The organism is Arthrobacter sp. yr096, assembly GCF_900108925.1.
Taxonomy (GTDB): domain Bacteria; phylum Actinomycetota; class Actinomycetes; order Actinomycetales; family Micrococcaceae; genus Arthrobacter.
In genome coordinates this window covers 180,713-196,805 of record NZ_FNYI01000007.1, presented here as the reverse complement: position 1 = coordinate 196,805, position 16,093 = coordinate 180,713, and the positions used below count along the sequence as shown (strand labels likewise).

The following is a 16,093-nucleotide window of genomic DNA, read 5'->3' as shown; positions in this document are numbered from 1 at the left end:
TGCGCCAGGCTCTCTAGGCTGCGCCGGGCGCTCCAAACTGCGCCAGGCTCTCTAGCCCCCGGCGAGAGGAGCGGCCGCCAGCCCATAAGTGCGGATCGCTGTACCCTCCAGCACGTCATCCTGCTCCGAAGGTTCCAAAGAGGAAAGCAGTTCAAGCAACACATCCAGCGTCCGGCCGTATGGAGCCCCCAAGGTACTGACAGGCCAGTCGCCGCCGATCATCAAACGCCGGGGTCCAAAAGCTTTCAACGCTGATTCGAACAAGGGCCGCAACGAGTCCGCGGTGTACTCAACCCCCGGCAGGTGGAATCCGGAGAGCTTGGCCACCGCGTTGGGCTCACGCCCGAGGGCCCGGACGTCAGTTCGCCATGACTCCATGGCTGCAGCATCGCCACGCGGTGGCTTGCCAAGATGATCAAGGACCACGGTCAGTTCCGGAAGGTCCCGCGCCAGCCGGACCACGGAGCCGAGGTGACGCGGGAACGCATCCGGGACATCGAAGGGGAAGCCCTGCCGCGCCAGCAGAGCCAACGATTCCCGAACGGCAGGAAGGTCCAGGAAACCGGCCCGCGGATCGTCGTGCACCAGATGCCGGACGCCCTTGAACGCGGGATGGGCGGCGAAACGGGCCAACTGCTTCCTGGCGTCCGCTGGTGAGTCCAAGCGGATCCAGCCCACCACGCCCAGCACCCAGGGATTCTGTGCCGCGACGGCCAGCATGCTCTGGGTATCGGCCAGGGTGTCGTCGGCCTGGACCAGCACGGCACCCCTGACACCAGCGGCGTCCAACGCCTCACGCGCTTCATCCGCGCCAAAGCTCCGGAAAAGCGGTCCGTGCTGAGGGCCAAGCCACGAATAGGGCCGTTCACCGCCGGGGACGAAGGTGTCCAGGCTCCACAAGTGCAAGTGCGAATCAATCACGCCCGGCGGCCTCCAACGCATCCCACAGTTCATCCGGCACAGAAGCGTCCATTCTGGCCGCGTTCATGGCTACCTGCTCAGGAGAAGTTGCCCCGGCAGTCACGTTCACCACGGCCGGATGCCGCATCGGAAACTGGAGGGCCGCCGTCGGAAGCTCCACGCCGTAGTCGCGGCAGACAGCCGCCAGCTGACGCGCCCGCTCTACCAACGCCTGCGGCGCGCGTTCGTAGTTGTAGGGCGCATCATCGGGGACATCAGGCAGGGCCAGGAGCCCTGAGTTGAAGGCACCCACACTCACGACGCCGGTGCTGCGCGCCCTGCAGCGGTCAAGCAGCGGAACGCCGGGCTGCTCCAGCAGGGTGTAGCGACCGGCGAGCATCACGAGGTCCAGGTCTGCGGCTTGGACGCATTCAAGGGCTGCCTCGGCCGAGTTGGTGCCAACGCCTATTGCCGTGACCACACCTTCGGACCTGAGCTTTTCAAGGACCGGCAGGGCTTGGGTGATTCCGGCGTGGAGATCGTGGACGTCTGGATCGTGGAGGTAGGCGATGTCCACGTGATCCAGTCCCAACCGTTCCAGGGAGTCCTCGATGCTCCGCCGGATGCCTGCCTCGGAAAAGTCCCATACGCGTCGGCTGGTGGCTGGGACATCGAAACCTTCCGGGTCCCGGCCACCGGAATCGTTGGGTTCCAACAGCCGGCCCACTTTGGTGGAGATGATGAACTGATCCCTCGGCTTGTCCCGGAGCACGGCGCCCAGCCTCTGCTCAGACAGCCCGAGTCCGTAGTGGGGGGCGGTGTCGAAGTAGCGTATGCCCGCATCCCAGGCAGCAAGGACTGTCGCGAGGGCTTCGCCGTCCGGAATGGCCCTGTACAGGTTCCCGATTCCCGCTCCGCCGAAGCCGAGTTTGCCGAGGTCCAGTGAGTTCATGGCAGTTCCCATACCTTCCGGATACCGTTGTCCTCCCCCGAGTAATCGTCCTGGACCTCCAGGAGTTCAGCCATTCTGGCCTGCCACGGCACGTTGGCCGGGTGATCTGCGAGCGCGTGGCGCATGGCATGGTAGTCCTCAACGTCCACCACGTGGAAGAGGTCCAGTCCGCTGCGCCAGATCCGCCAGTTATGCACGCCGGCTTCCTTGAGCGCCGCCACCAGTTCGTGCGGTATGTGCGCGTGGGCGTCAGCGTACTCCTCCTCGGTTCCGGGTTTGAGCCGGGTGTGCAGGGCGATGCTTTCAGCCATTCGCGGCCTCCGGTTTCAGGAACAGTTCCAGCACGGGTACGGCGACGTCCGGCCGCTGCACCGGGAGCTTGATGGTCAGGGTTCCTGGCGGTTGGCCCCCGGGCACGGTGTTGAATGCCTGTTGGTTCGGATCGACTTCCTTGAGGAACACCTCGGATGCATCGTTCAGCAGCTGCGCGTACTCAACCTTCCCGGCCAGGTCCGGGAGGTGGATGTACTCGAATGGCCAGGCAAAGAGGTGCACATACAGCCTGTCGCCGCGCTGGGTGTAGCGGCAGTCGGCCGGTGCCGTAAACCGTGAGGCGCCGGCACCGTAAATGGCGCGGGAATGCAGCTTCATCCAGGCGCCGATCCCTTCCAGGGAAGCCAGGGCACGCGGGTCGATGCTGCCACGGCCGGTGGGTCCCACGTTGAGCAGCAGGTTGCCGCCATTGGAAACACCGTCAATGAGCATACGGATGAGCAGGTCCACGGACTTGTAGTTCACGTTGTCCCTGTCATAACCCCAGCTCCCGTTCAGGGTCTGGCAGGCCTCCCAGGTGACGGGGACGCCGTCGAGCATCATGGGCTCGGTAGGTTGGTATTGCTCAGGCGTCACCAGGTCTCCCGGGATGTCCAGGCGATCGTTGACCACTATCCCGGGCTGGAGCTCCCGCACCATCGCCAGCAATTCTTTGGAGTTCCAGTCGTCGCGGCCCTTCCCGCCCCAGAATTCCGTGATGCTGGTTCCTGCGTAGGAGAAGTCGAAGAACAGGTAGTCGATGGTGCCGTAGTTGCTTAGGAGCTCGCGCACCTGGCCGTGCAGGTAGTCACGGTAGAGGGCCATATCCCGCCCGCTGTTCAAGCTTTCGACGTCGGCCGCGTTCCGTTGAGGGTGTACCCCGTCAACGGTGAAGTGGGGATGGTGCCAGTCGATGAGCGAGTGATAGAAGCCAACTTTCAGCCCCTCCGCTTTGAGCGCTTCCACATATGGCGTGATCAGGTCCCGGCCGGCGGGCGTGTTGGTGGCCTTGTACTCCGTCAGGGCTGAATCCCACAGGCAGAAGCCGTCATGATGCTTGGTGGTGAGGACCACGTACTTCATGCCTGCCTGGCGGGCGGCGCGGGCCCATTCCCGGGGGTCGTAGAGATCGGGATCGAAGCGCTGAAAGTACTTGGCGTACTCCTCCACCGTGGTCTCTTCAATGTTCATCACCCACTCATGGCGTGCCGGGAGAGCGTACAGGCCCCAGTGAATGAACATGCCAAAGCGTGCTTCTTCGAACCACGGTGCGTGCTGGATCAACGGGTTTCCTTCCATACCGGGCCGTCCGGAAAGCTGTAAGCGGTCAGTGTTTCATGGAGCATTTGGTTGCCGGCTCCAGGAGCCGACGGCGGCCAGTACGCGCCGCTGTGGACCACTACGGGTGTGATGAAGTGCTCGTGGAGGTGGTCCACGAACTCGATGGTCCTGCCTTCCTTGGTCCCTGATACGGCAAGGTAGTCGAACATGGACAGGTGCTGCACAGCTTCGCAAAGGCCCACCCCGCCGGCGTGCGGACACACCCTCACGCCGAACTTGGCTGCGAGCAGGAGGATGGCAATGTTCTCGTTCACTCCGGCCACCCGGGCTGCGTCGATCTGCAGGACCTCGAGCGAGCCGGCCTGGAGCATTTGCTTGAACACCACCCGGTTCTGGACGTGCTCTCCCGTTGCCACCGGAATCGGCGCCACTCCCCGGGCTATGGCGGCATGACCCAAAATATCGTCCGGGCTGGTGGGTTCCTCGATCCAGGCAATGTCGTAGGGGGCCAGGTGGGCCATCCAGTCGATGGCGTCCTGGACGTCCCAGCGCTGGTTGGCGTCTACTGCGATTTTGATATCGGGGCCCACGGCTTCACGGGCTGCCCGCACGCGGCGGATGTCGTCCTCCAGGGACGCGCCGACCTTGAGCTTGATCTGGGCGAATCCGTCAGCCACGGCTTCCTTGGCCAGCCGCGTCAGTTTCTGGTCGCTGTAACCCAGCCAGCCCGGCGTCGTGGTGTATGCGGGGTAGCCTTCAGCGCGAAGGGCGGCTTTGCGCGCTTCCCTGCCCGGCACGGCGGCACGGAGTATCTCCAACGCTTCGGCGGGGGTGAGCGCGTCCGTGAGGTAGCGGAAGTCCACCAGTGCCACGAGCTCTTCCGGGCTCATTCCAGCCAGCAATTCCCAGAGTGGCAGTCCCGCGCGTTTGGCTTTCAGGTCCCATAAGGCATTCACCACGGCACCGATGGCCATGTGCATGACGCCTTTCTCCGGTCCGAGCCAGCGAAGTTGGGAATCGTGGGCCAACAGTTTCCAGGTGGCGCCCATGTCATTGAGCAGCTCCTCAACGTCGGCCCCCAGGATGTGGTCCCGGAGGGCATTGATTGCTGCAGCTTCCACCTCGTTGCCCCGCCCGATAGTGAACACGAAGCCGTGGCCCTCAAGGTGGTCGCCCGCGTCGGTGCGAATGATCAGGTAGGCGGCGGAGTAGTCGGGGTCCGGATTCATGGCATCCGAGCCGTCCAGTTCAAGGGATGTGGGAAAGCGGATATCGAACGTATCCACTGCGGTAATGGTGCTCATGGGGCTCCTGAAGTGCTTCACGATTCTTCACTGAGCCTAAACATCCGATGTCTGCCTTGTCAATGGGTCACATTTCCGTATTATGGGTGAAAACAGCACACTAGAGCTCGGATGTTAGTCCCGAACGCACGGAGGAAGCCATGACCTTGAAATTCGCCAGGCTGGGAACAGCCGGAAACGAACAACCGGCCGTCATTGCCCAGGACGCCGACGGCACCGAGAAGTACTTCAGCCTTACGGCCCTGACCAACGACATCGACGGCGGTTTTCTCGCCTCGGACGGCATCGAACGCACGCGTGAAGCCCTGAACAACGGGGAACTTCCGGAAATCTCCGCCGCGGGACTTCGCGTCGGCGCCCCCGTGGCCCGCCCCGGAGCCGTGGTGGCCATTGGCCTCAACTACACGGCCCACGCCGCCGAATCCGGGGCAACGCCGCCCGAGGTTCCGGTGGTCTTCTTGAAGCCAAGCAATACGATCACTGGTCCGTTCGACGCCGCCCCCATCCCGCCGTCGTCGGAAAAGTACGACTGGGAAGTGGAACTGGCCATCGTGATCGGCCGGGAAGCGTCATACCTTTCTTCCCTCTCCGAGGCCGAAGCATGCATCGCCGGCTACGCAGTGGCCAACGACCTCTCCGAGCGTGAGTACCAAATCCCCGGCGCGGCCGGTCAGTGGACCAAGGGTAAGTCCCTCCCCGGCTCCACTCCCCTGGGCCCGTGGCTGGTTCCCGCTGCCGACGTCGACGCCGGCAGCCTGCGCCTCCAGACCCTGGTCAATGGCGAACCACGCCAGGATTCCAATACCTCGGACATGATCTTCGACCCCGCCACGATCGTCCACCACCTCAGCCAGTACATGCTCCTGGAACCAGGCGATGTGATCATCACCGGCACCCCCGAGGGCGTGGCAATGTCCGGCCGTTTCCCGTTTATCCAACCAGGGGACGTTGTGGAACTGGAGATCGACGGCTTGGGACGCCAGCGCCAGGAGTACTTCCGCGCACAGGCCGGCTCCGCCGCTGGTGCAGCACACGCCGCTTCCTTCGCCGGCACCACCGCCTGAGCCCCGTGGCAACCTCGGTGGGTAACGAGTTCGATGGCCTCGCAGCACTGGTGACCGGCGGAGCCTCCGGGATCGGGGCTGCCATCGCGGACCGCCTCGCCGCCGGGGGCGCGCAGGTGGCGGTCCTCGACCTCGCACCTGAAACCAGTCCGTACTTCGGCGTGACATGCAACGTGGCCGATGACGCCTCGGTGCGTGCCGCCGTCGAAAACGTTGCGAAGCAATTCGGCCGGTTGGACATCGTGATCAACAACGCCGGCATCGGCGCGCAAGGTGACATTGCCGCCAATGATGATGACGAATGGCTGCGCGTGCTCAACGTCAACGTGGTGGGAATCGCCCGGGTGAGCCGGGCGGCCCTGCCGTACCTGCGCGAGTCCCCCGCCGCCGCGATCGTGAACACCTGTTCCATCGCCGCGACGGCTGGACTCCCGCAACGGGCGCTCTACTCGGCGTCCAAGGGCGCGGTCCTGTCACTGACGCTCGCCATGGCGGCGGATCACGTCCGCGAGGGCATCCGTGTGAACTGCGTCAACCCCGGCACCGTGGACACTCCGTGGGTAGGCCGCCTGCTGGACTCTGCCGCCGATCCTGCCGGCGATCGTGCGGCCCTCAACGCCCGCCAACCGCACGGCCGCATGGTGGATCCGGTGGAGGTGGCCGGCGCCGTCGCGTACTTGGCGAGCCCTTTGTCGGGCTCGACGTCGGGAACCTCCCTGGCGGTGGATGGCGGCATGCAGGGATTGCGGTTGCGGCCTGTTCAGTAGGGATCCGCTCAGTAGGGAAGGGCTGCGCGCAACCGCGGTTTCGTAACGCAACGGGCCCGCAACCTCCTGCAGCGGTGCTTCGCCTATGCTCAACTCCAAGAGATCAACGGCGACTCACTTAGCAGACTCAGGAGATACAGCCATGAGCAACTGGCGCATCAGGGACTTTCACTCGTCCGATTTGGACGGCATCCTGCACCTCTGGGAGTCACTCAAGGCAGACGGCGTGGAGCCTGTGTACGCGTTGTCGGAGGTCCTGGCGTCCTGCGAAAAGGACCATGCGGTGGTGGCGGTGCAGGGTGAGCAGGTGGTGGGCGCCGCCGTCGGACGCGCCGCGCACGACCAAGGCTGGATCGTCTTCCTGGCCACCCTCACCGAGTTCCGCGGCCGCGGCATTGGCACCTCGCTGTTGTCCGCCGTCGAGAACCGTATGGCCCCGCACGGACTCAACAAACTCTCCGCGCTCATGCCGGAAACGGAAACGCGGGTGGAAGCGTTCCTGGGCCGCGGATTCGTGGTGAAGAAGAACCTGCGCTACTTCGAGCGGACCATCCCGGTGCAAAGGCAGGAACTCGGAGCCTTGGGGCTGCTCGGCGGGCGCATCCTTGCCCGCGATCTCTGGGAGAACGTGGCGGGCATGCGCCGCGAGAAGGAACTCCTGGAACGTCGCCTGGTACTCCCCCTGGCAGAGGCAGACCTCGCCGACGAATACGGCGTGGTTCCACCCCGGGCCGTGGTGCTTTTCGGCCCTCCGGGCACGGGCAAGACCACGTTCGCCAAGGCCATCGCTTCCCGCTTGGAGTGGCCGTTCGTTGAGGTATTCCCGTCGCGCCTGGCCGCCGATCCCAAGGGCCTGGCGGGTGCGCTGCGCGAGACATTCCTGGAAATCGCCGAGCTGGAACACGCCGTAGTGTTCATCGACGAAGTGGAGGAGATCGCGTCCCAGCGTGCCGGTGATCCGCCGTCACCGTTGCAGGGCGTCACCAACGAGCTCCTCAAGATCATCCCGGCCTTCCGCGAACAACCCGGCCGATTGCTGGTGTGCGCCACCAACTTCATCCGCGCGCTGGACACCGCGTTCCTGCGCCACGGCCGGTTTGATTACGTCATTCCTATCGGCCTCCCGGACGTCCATGCCCGCGAAGCCATGTGGCAGCGATTCATCCCTGCAACAGTGGTGGACTCCGTTGATATTGCCCAGCTGGTGGAACGGACCGAGGGCTTCTCACCCGCGGACATCGAGTTCGCCGCCCGCAGCGCCTCCCAGCGGGCTTTGGAAAAAGCCGTGTACGACGACGACGGCTCAGGTCTCGCGTCCAACGGGCGCAAGGGGCCGGTCACGCAGGACTACCTCGACGCAATTGGAGACACGCGGACCACCGTCAGTCCCGAGGTGCACCAGGACTTCCTCGAAGACATCGACGTTCTGGGGCGTGTGTAGGGTTCCCCTCCGCGAGTTCGCCGGAACAGTGTCAGATCGCCGGAAAGGGTAGCAAATCGGCATGCAACTACGTTCAGACACCACCCTTCGAGCGACCTAGCGTGCCCTTTTGCAGAAAATATGCAAATATGGGCCTTAGATCACCTGATCACTAGGTTGGAGAGGCCATGCTGCTCGCTGCAAGAGTTGAAAACCACCGTTCCATAGACGCCGAGCAGGAGCTCACCTTGGTGCGCTCTGGCGGCAAGTCCAAGAACATCGCCGACACTGACGCGGACGGCAAGCACAATCACATCAGCAAATTAGCTGGCATCTACGGGGCCAATGCTGCTGGCAAGTCGAACATTCTATCCGGTATCCAATTTATGAGCCGGGCGGTTCGCAGGTCTCAGCAGAATTGGGATCCAGACGGAGGGGTTCCCCTTTCCCCGTTCGCATTCAACGACGAGACGCTCACTGTCCCGTCACGTTTTGAAGTGGAGATCTTACTCGACTCGACCAGGTACCAGTACGGCTTCGCGGCGACACGTGATGAAATTACCTCTGAGTGGCTCTACGCATACCCTCGGGGGCGACGTCGAGTGCTTTTCGAACGGCAGTCGCAGGACAATGAGGAGTACTACTTCGGCGATTCCCTCCAAGGCCAGAACCGAATCACCGCCAGCTTTACCCGGAAGAACTCTCTCTTCTTATCCGCTGCCCACAGCTTTGATCATGACCAACTTTCCCCCATTGCGCGATGGATTTCAGACAAGCTCAAGTTTGCCGATCCGGCCAATCTTCCATCTAGATTGAAGTACACATTGGAGTCTTTACGTAAAGACTCCAATCTCACCGACATTGTCCTGCGGTTTCTACAGGCCGCAGACCTCGGAATCTCAGGTATCAACATTCGCGAACGCCAAATGAATGATGAGCAGAAAACACAGTTTTTGCGGATATTGGAAGCAGTTGATCCTGACAATTTTGATCCAAAGTCCATTTCTGATGCGGAATTCGGAATTCAGCGCGACTTTGAGTTGGAACATACTTGCGAGGAACCCGGCGCATCGAAGAGGCTACCTTTTACAAATGAATCGACCGGCACAAAAGCTCTACTTGCTCTTTTGGGACCAATCCTCCATGCACTCCGTAATGGCCATACACTTTTTGTAGATGAGATTGACACTAGCCTTCACCCGCGACTGGTAACAGAGGTTATTCGCATCTTCCAAGATGCCGAGATGAACAAGAAGGAAGCGCAGTTAGTATTTACGAGCCATGACACCTCAGTGTTGGGAATGTTGGCCTCCGATGAACCACTCCTCGAACGAGATCAGATTTGGTTCGTGGAAAAAGGTAGATCCGGCGCGTCCAGCCTATTTCCCTTAACCGATTTTAGCCCTCGCAAATTGGAGAATATCGAGCGGGGCTACTTGCAAGGTCGGTACGGCGGCGTTCCCATAGTTTCGCGACGCGGCCTCGAAATGTTCGCCCAAGCAGTGGAGTCCACTGACAATGGCCGCTAAAAAGAATCTGGCTAGAGATCGCCAGTTGGATCGAAGAAAACCTACCCGTGCAAGCAAGAAGCGATTTCTAATCTACTGCGAGGGTGAGGCCACTGAGTCAGACTATTTCAATGACATCAGGGATGAGATTCGTGGCGCACTGGTAGAATTGAAAGTTGATAGTCCTTCATCCGATCCGCTCAAGCTCGTACGTGGGGCGACTCAAAGGAAACTGGAAGCGCAACGTGATGCTAAACGCTTTAAAGATGAGTTCCTAAGATTTGACGAAGTATGGTGCGTCTTTGATGTCGATGACCACAAGACGCTTGAAGCGGCTCGTGTTGAAGCGCAGAAGGCTGATGTCGCCATCGCGGTATCTAACCCATGTTTTGAGCTTTGGATCCTCCTGCATTTCAGCGATCATTCGGCTTACATCGAAACTCGTGACCTACCGGCAAAGGTGCGCACGCACCTTCCGCGCTACGACAAAAACCTACCGGACTGCTCAGCGATTCGCTCTGGCCGTGGGGACGCTCGTTCTCGGGCCATGCGGTTGGCTGTTATGCACGACCGCAACGGCAGCCCCGGCGGGAACCCCTCGAGCGACGTGTGGAAACTGGTTGATCAAATACATCGCGCCGCAGAACCAGCCAGCGCAGCGACGGCGTGATGCGTAGCTCTCGTATAGCTTGCCTGGTGGATATGCTGCCCACGTCTTATGACATGACAGCATTAGATCGTCGGAACTTTCCAGGGTCTTGACGCATTTCCGCGATCTCGGCGTGGAGGCGGAGGCACCGGTAATCTTTGTGCCATGTCCACCAATCCACTTCGCCATGCGCTTTCCCGCATGGGCGGTCGCGACCCCCACGAGAAGCACCGCACTGCCACGCCCCTTGAGCTGTTCTTCGACCTGACCTTCGTCATAGCCTTCGGTGTTGCCGGTAACCAGTTCGCCCATGCCGTGGCAGAAGCCCACTTCTGGCCCGGGCTCCTCGCCTTCGCTTTCGCCATGTTCGCCGTGATCTGGGCCTGGATCAACTTCACTTGGTTCGCCAGCGCCTACGACACCGACGATTGGGTGTTCAGGGTAGTCACCATGGTGCAGATGGTGGGTGTCCTGGTTCTGGCCATGGGCATTGAGCCGATGTTCCACTCGATCATCGAGGGCAAGCACGTGGACAACGTCACCATGGTGCTGGGCTACATCGTGATGCGGGTGGCCCTGATCTTCCAATGGCTGCGGGCCGCCCGGCAGGATCCTGAACGCCGTGAGACGTGCCTGCGCTACGCAAAGTACGTTTCCGTGGTGCAGATCGGCTGGGTAGCGGTCCTCTTGATCGATGCAAGCGTCCTCACGACGTTCCTCATCGCAACGCCGCTGTTCGTCATGGAAATGGCAGCACCATACTTCGCAGAAAGGAAAATCCGCACCCCGTGGCACGCGCACCACATCGCCGAACGGTACGGACTTCTGGCAATCATTGCTCTCGGCGAGTGCTTGATCGGAGCCATTGAGACCCTGCGCGCGATCGTTGCCTTGCACGGCTGGACCATGGATGCCGCGTTGGTTGGGCTCAGCGGCACAGGGTTGGCCTTCGCCATGTGGTGGATCTACTTCATCCTGCCTTCAGGACCCGCCCTCCACTTCCAGAGGCACCGCTCGTGGGTGTTTGGCTACGGACACATCTTCATCTTCGCTGCCATCGCGGCGACGGGTGCCGGGCTCCATGTCGCCGCCTACTTCATCGATCACGAGGCTCACATCCCGGCGGCCTCCGCAGTGGCCTCGATTGCCTTGCCGATCATCCTTTTCAAAGTGTCCCTGACGACGCTCTACAGCATCATGCTCGGGAGGGACCGCGAACTCCTCTGGAGCACCACGCTGGTGGTTGTGGCCCTGGCGGGAAGCATCGCCATGGCTTCGGCGGGCGCTTCGGTACCCCTGTGCATGCTGGAAATGATGGTGGTCCTGGGCTTGTCCATCGCGTACGACGAGCGCCGAGGGCACAAGGGCCGGGCGGCTGCGCTTCGGCGGCTCGAAGCTGCCGCGGGCTGACTCCGCCTGCGTTGCGGGGCCCACTCTGCGCCCCAAATCCCACGTCAAACACGCAAAACAGGCCCCACAACTCAGCCCACTCCCGTTGCGGGGCCCACTCTGCGCCCCAAATCCCACGTCAAGCACGCAAAACAGGCCTCACAACTCAGCCCCCTCCCGTTGCGGGGCCCACTCTGCGCCCCAAATCCCACGTCAAGCACGCAAAACAGGCCTCACAACGGGCGGCTGAAGACAAGCTGGGGGCACCAAAGGCTACTCGGGAACGATCTCGTCCAACGCAGCGAGCAGATAGGGGTTGATCCGCTCCAGGATCATCCGGACCTCTTCGCGCGGAACAGCTGCGTACAGCACCGGGCGGGCATCGGCGTAGCGCGTGGCCGGAGGCTTGTCCGGCCACTTCTCGGCGAGCGCCCGGACACGTTCGGGCAATGAGTTGTGGGCGTTGTCCGCGATCTTCACCAACGTGGCGTCGTGATCCTCCGCAACGTAACGGATGCCGGCGTCGTAATCATCCGGGTCGTCGTGGAAGCGGCGGGTGACGCGCTCAATAATGTCCACTGCCCGCTCTGAAACCCCCATGTCCAGCAGAGCCTGACGGGTGATGGGGGTGTCCTCGGCGATGTCGTGAAGGTATCCGGCGATCTGGATGTCCTCATCAAAATCGGCCAGGGCATCCCCCACCGCCAGAACATGCTCCCTGTAGGGACGCTTGAGTTTGTCCTTCTGGCGGTTGTGAGCCACTTCGGCCAGGACCTGGGCTGTCTCTACGGTGAAGCGTGGTTCGGTCATGCTGGCCTCCGGCTTGAAGAGGGACCGGCGGGGATCGGTCCTCACCTTCAGGCTATCCGCTGTTCCGGGACCCGAAACACCGGACTGCCCGTCCTGACCGGTCCGCCAGTCCTACCAGTCCTGAACTGCGCGAGCAGCGATGGCAACGGTGACGGCTCTGGGCAGGCGCTGCGCGAAGCCTGCAGCGACGCGGTTGACCCAACCGGAGACCACGCTGCCGGGGGTGTCCTTGCGATCAAGTGCTTTGATGGCCGTTCCCACAACCTGGCCAGAGGTCTGCATCTTGCCCACGGCCGCGGAGTCGCCGCCAAGGACGTCGAAGAACTCAGTGCGGGTGGCCCCGGGGCAGAGGGCCAGGACATTGAGCCCGGAGTCTTTGGTCTCGTGGGCCACAGCTTCGGTGAAGCTCAGGACGAAAGCCTTGGTAGCCCCGTACACGGCCATTCCGGGGATGGGCTGGAAGGCGGCGGTGCTGGCAACGTTCACCAGCGCACCCTTGCCGGAGGAGAGCATATCCGGAAGGAACGCCCGCGTGATGTCCACCAGGGCGGCCACGTTCAAGGAAATCTCAGACGCAACCGTGTCCGGGTCCTCCTCCACAAAGGGCGAATGCGTGCCGAAGCCAGCGTTGTTGATGAGCGTTTCCACGGTGATTCCGAGGCCAGCGACCTCCTCGAAGAGTTCACTGCCAACGCCAGGGCGGCCCAGGTCCATAGGTACCACCGTCACCGTGACTCCGTGCTTGGAACGCAGTTCCTGGGCCAACTCTTCCAGGCGATCAACGCGCCGCGCCACCAACACGAGGTTGGAGCCCCGTGCAGCGAATTGGCCCGCAAATTCGGCGCCCAGGCCGGAGCTTGCTCCGGTGATAAGAGCGGTGGTGCCTGAGTAGGTCATCGTCATGGCGAATCCAATCGGTGGGAGGTGAGACTCATGTAGTCACTGACAACATGGTAGGCAGTGTCTACTTTGTTGTCAATGACTACATTGGCTTAGACTGATCCCATGACCGAGCAGCCCTACCACCACGGCAAACTCCGCGAGGCACTGTTGGAGCGTGCCATGGAGACCATCGAAGAAGTGGGCGTGGAAGGCCTGTCTTTGCGGCAGCTCGCCCGGGACGTGAACGTCAGCCATGGCGCACCCGCCAAACACTTCCGCGATAAGCAAGCCCTGATCGATGCTTTGGCGCTGACCGGCTTTGAATCAATGAACAGCCTCATCGCGAACGCCGCCCAGTCAGGTGAGGAGCTCCGCGGCAAGTTCTTCAGCGTCGGGAAGGCGTACGTCGATTTCGCCGTGGCCCACCCTGCCCTCCTCACGGTGATGTACTCCACCAAGCACCATCCGGACTCCAGCGCCGAGCTGCGAAGCACGGGCGAACAAGGGATTCACGTGGCCCGGGCCATGATCACCGAAGCCCAGAACGCCGGCGTGTTGGCGGCAGGTGACCCCGAGACCCTGGCCATGGTCTGCTTCGTAAGCCTTCACGGAGCAGCACTGCTTGCGGCTGGAGACCATTTGGAGGGGACGACGGTGGACGCCGTGGTTGCCGCCACCACCGACACCCTATGGGCAGGCATGGCCACAGGGGTTCCTGCCGCCCAGGCGACGCACGCCTCGCAGGCAGCCTTGCACAGCTAGGACGCGAGGCCCGCGATAACCTCCCGAACCGCTGAACTCAGCTGGAAGTTGCGGCAGCCCACTCCCCCGGGCTCCGCCTGCTGCGGCACGTACCCGAAGCCGAGTTCGTACACGGGGTCCGCGAACCCCAACGACGCGCTGGCGCCGTCGTGCCCGAACGCGCGGTAACTGCCGAACGGCATGCGGCTGTGCGACTTCATGAAAACAGTGGCGAAGCAGCCGGTCTCCCCGAAAACGCGGTCGATCCCGAACACCTGCTCACTGGTCATCGCACGAATTGTCTCCTCGGTCAGCAGCGGCCCGACGGCGTCCTGCCCGCCGACCGCTGATCCAGCACCGTCGCCGGCCAGCCCGGTCAGCGCCGCCGCATAGATCCTCGCCATTCCTTCCGCACTCGCCACGCCTGCGGCCGAGCTCAGGCCTGCCGCGCGGACTTCACGAATGTTCGGCAAGTCCAGGATGTCGCCCACCGCGGCGTTGGCCGCCAGCCCGAAATGACCGGCAGGATCCACCCAGGGCCACGAGGGATCGGCTGCCCAGCGGAAGGACGCAAAGCGGCCCTCTTCGGACTGGGGCAGACCGAGGTAGAAGTGGGCGCCGGTGACTGCTCGGATTCGCTGCTCGAAGACCTCCTGCAGCGTAGAACCTGTGATGCGCCGGCACAGCTCTTCCATGAAGATGCCAATGGTCAGCGCGTGATAGCCAAACGCCGCACCCGGCTTCCACAGCGGCGCCAGTTTGGCGAGCTTCACGGCCGCGAGCTCCGAGTTGTTGACCTCCTCAAGGGTCAGGCCACCGTCCACACCCAAGAGCCCGGCCTGATGGGACAGGAGCTGCGCGACAGTGATCGAGGCTTTGCCCTCGACGCCAAATTCGGGCCAATACTTGACCACCTCGGCGTCAAGGTCCAGCTCGCCGTCCTGCACCAGCAACGCCATGACAAGCCCAGCCATGCCTTTGGAACAGGAAAAGACACCCGTCACCGAATCCGGGCGGATGTGCGGCCCGCCGCTCAGGTCCAGCACTTTGACGCCACGATGGTACGCCGCTACTTGCGCGGAGTAGTCCGGATCCTGTTCGAGGAAACGGCCAAAGAGCTCAGCTACGGGTTCAAAACCTGGGGCGATCACCTGTGAATGCATCCAGACAGCCTACGGGGTCAGGACCTTCAGGCCCGGGGCGTTATCCACACCCACGGCCCGTTTGGCAGCGTTTGGGGGTTGAATGCCGGGAGCGCGTCCTGCAATGAACCAGCAGGAAGCCGGAGCGATTCAAGGATCAGGTCGCGCACGCGATCCACGGGAATTCCGGCGGCGGCGAGGTCGCCCAGCGTCACGGCACCGTCGCGCTTTGCCAGCCTCACGCCGTCGTGATTCACCACCAGCGGAACGTGGGCATATTCCGGGACAGGCAGGCCGAGCAGGGCAGCCAGATAAGCCTGCCGCGGGGTGGATGAGAGGAGGTCGTCGCCCCGCACCACCTGGTCGATTCCCTGGGCAGCATCGTCCACCACGACCGCCAGGTTGTAGGCCGTCACGCCGTCATTTCGGCGCAACACGAAGTCGTCCACCATGCCCACGAATGTTCCGTGCAACTGGTCCTCAACAGCCCACTCCATGACGTCCGACCGCAAGCGGATCGACGCCGGGCGTGAGGCGCGCCGGATCTCACGTTCGGCGTGGGACAACCGCCTGCACGTCCCCGGATACGCGCCCTGCGGTGCATGCGGAGCGGACGGCGCCTCCTGGATTTCCCGCCGTGTACAGAAGCATTCGTACGCACGGCCTTCCCTGGTGAGGCGGGCTATAGCGTCGCTGTAAAGCGCCGCGCGCTCAGTCTGGCGTACGACGGCGGCATCCCACCTCACGCCGATTGCCTCCAGATCGCGGAGCTGCTCCGCCTCGGCGCCGGCCCGTGCACGATCCAGGTCCTCTACCCGCAGCAGGAAATCACGGCCGCTGGATTTTGCGAACAGCCAGGCAAGGATGGCTGTGCGCAAGTTGCCGACGTGCAGTTCGCCGGATGGGCTCGGGGCGAAGCGGCCAGCAGGAGTCATGCTCCAAGCCTATTCGCCGGCGCCGTGAGTGCCGGCA

At 62.7% G+C, this 16,093-nt stretch carries 16 protein-coding genes; 7 read left to right on the top strand and 9 right to left on the bottom strand.

Going from position 1 to position 16,093, the window contains the following annotated elements; genetic code table 11:
- Positions 1-51: 51 nt before the first annotated feature.
- Genes BMY91_RS18115 through BMY91_RS18095 form a run of 5 tightly spaced genes read right to left on the bottom strand, consistent with a single transcriptional unit; the run spans position 52 to position 4,749 of the window.
- Positions 52-921 carry an amidohydrolase family protein gene (locus BMY91_RS18115; RefSeq protein WP_090824536.1) on the bottom strand — a complete coding sequence of 290 codons (870 nt, stop codon included), beginning with the start codon at positions 919-921 and terminating at the stop codon, positions 52-54.
- Positions 914-1,852: an aldo/keto reductase gene (locus tag BMY91_RS18110; RefSeq protein ID WP_256212819.1), complete on the bottom strand. Its 939-nt coding sequence runs from the start codon at positions 1,850-1,852 to the stop codon at positions 914-916. The genes BMY91_RS18115 and BMY91_RS18110 overlap by 8 nt, the downstream gene beginning before the upstream one ends.
- Positions 1,849-2,163 carry an L-rhamnose mutarotase gene (locus tag BMY91_RS18105; protein WP_090824441.1) on the bottom strand — a complete coding sequence of 105 codons (315 nt, stop codon included), beginning with the start codon at positions 2,161-2,163 and terminating at the stop codon, positions 1,849-1,851. Before BMY91_RS18105 ends, BMY91_RS18110 begins: the two co-directional genes overlap by 4 nt.
- Positions 2,156-3,448, bottom strand: coding sequence for an alpha-L-fucosidase (locus BMY91_RS18100; RefSeq protein ID WP_090824440.1), 1,293 nt, complete (start codon positions 3,446-3,448; stop codon positions 2,156-2,158). The genes BMY91_RS18105 and BMY91_RS18100 overlap by 8 nt, the downstream gene beginning before the upstream one ends.
- On the bottom strand, positions 3,445-4,749 hold the full coding sequence (locus BMY91_RS18095; protein ID WP_090824438.1) for an L-fuconate dehydratase: 1,305 nt from the start codon (positions 4,747-4,749) through the stop codon (positions 3,445-3,447). The genes BMY91_RS18100 and BMY91_RS18095 overlap by 4 nt, the downstream gene beginning before the upstream one ends.
- Positions 4,750-4,889: 140 nt before the next feature.
- Here BMY91_RS18095 and BMY91_RS18090 point away from each other — a divergent pair, with 140 nt between their 5' ends.
- The 6 genes from BMY91_RS18090 (at position 4,890) to BMY91_RS18065 (ending at position 11,567) form a co-directional block, all read left to right on the top strand.
- Positions 4,890-5,813, top strand: a complete 924-nt coding sequence (locus tag BMY91_RS18090; RefSeq protein ID WP_090824436.1) for a fumarylacetoacetate hydrolase family protein — start codon at positions 4,890-4,892, stop codon at positions 5,811-5,813.
- Positions 5,814-5,818: 5 nt separating this feature from the next.
- Positions 5,819-6,580 (top strand): SDR family NAD(P)-dependent oxidoreductase, encoded by a 762-nt coding sequence (locus BMY91_RS18085; RefSeq protein WP_177179948.1) that lies wholly within the window; start codon positions 5,819-5,821, stop codon positions 6,578-6,580.
- A gap of 142 nt (positions 6,581-6,722) precedes the next feature.
- Entirely contained in the window at positions 6,723-8,021 is a 1,299-nt protein-coding gene (locus BMY91_RS18080; protein ID WP_090824434.1) for an ATP-binding protein, read from the top strand.
- Positions 8,022-8,188: 167 nt separating this feature from the next.
- Positions 8,189-9,529, top strand: coding sequence for an AAA family ATPase (locus BMY91_RS18075; protein ID WP_090824432.1), 1,341 nt, complete (start codon positions 8,189-8,191; stop codon positions 9,527-9,529).
- A complete protein-coding gene (locus BMY91_RS18070; protein ID WP_090824429.1) occupies positions 9,519-10,178 on the top strand; it encodes an RloB family protein in 660 nt (219 codons plus the stop codon). Before BMY91_RS18075 ends, BMY91_RS18070 begins: the two co-directional genes overlap by 11 nt.
- Before the next feature lie 144 nt (positions 10,179-10,322).
- Complete coding sequence (locus BMY91_RS18065) at positions 10,323-11,567, top strand: low temperature requirement protein A (protein ID WP_090824427.1); 1,245 nt, start codon at positions 10,323-10,325, stop codon at positions 11,565-11,567.
- A 252-nt stretch (positions 11,568-11,819) separates the two neighbouring features.
- On the opposite strand, the gene BMY91_RS18060 is transcribed toward BMY91_RS18065, so the two are convergent.
- A complete protein-coding gene (locus tag BMY91_RS18060) occupies positions 11,820-12,356 on the bottom strand; it encodes an HD domain-containing protein (RefSeq protein ID WP_090824532.1) in 537 nt (178 codons plus the stop codon).
- A 111-nt stretch (positions 12,357-12,467) separates the two neighbouring features.
- Positions 12,468-13,259: an SDR family NAD(P)-dependent oxidoreductase gene (locus tag BMY91_RS18055; protein ID WP_090824425.1), complete on the bottom strand. Its 792-nt coding sequence runs from the start codon at positions 13,257-13,259 to the stop codon at positions 12,468-12,470.
- A gap of 102 nt (positions 13,260-13,361) precedes the next feature.
- On the opposite strand from BMY91_RS18055, the gene BMY91_RS18050 reads away from it, so the two are divergent.
- Positions 13,362-14,000 carry a TetR/AcrR family transcriptional regulator gene (locus BMY91_RS18050; RefSeq protein ID WP_090824423.1) on the top strand — a complete coding sequence of 213 codons (639 nt, stop codon included), beginning with the start codon at positions 13,362-13,364 and terminating at the stop codon, positions 13,998-14,000.
- On the opposite strand, the gene BMY91_RS18045 is transcribed toward BMY91_RS18050, so the two are convergent.
- Positions 13,997-15,142 carry a serine hydrolase domain-containing protein gene (locus BMY91_RS18045; protein WP_090824421.1) on the bottom strand — a complete coding sequence of 382 codons (1,146 nt, stop codon included), beginning with the start codon at positions 15,140-15,142 and terminating at the stop codon, positions 13,997-13,999. The genes BMY91_RS18050 and BMY91_RS18045 overlap by 4 nt on opposite strands.
- 26 nt (positions 15,143-15,168) lie before the next feature.
- Entirely contained in the window at positions 15,169-16,056 is an 888-nt protein-coding gene (gene gluQRS / locus BMY91_RS18040) for a tRNA glutamyl-Q(34) synthetase GluQRS (protein WP_090824419.1), read from the bottom strand.
- Between the last annotated feature and the right edge of the window lie 37 nt (positions 16,057-16,093).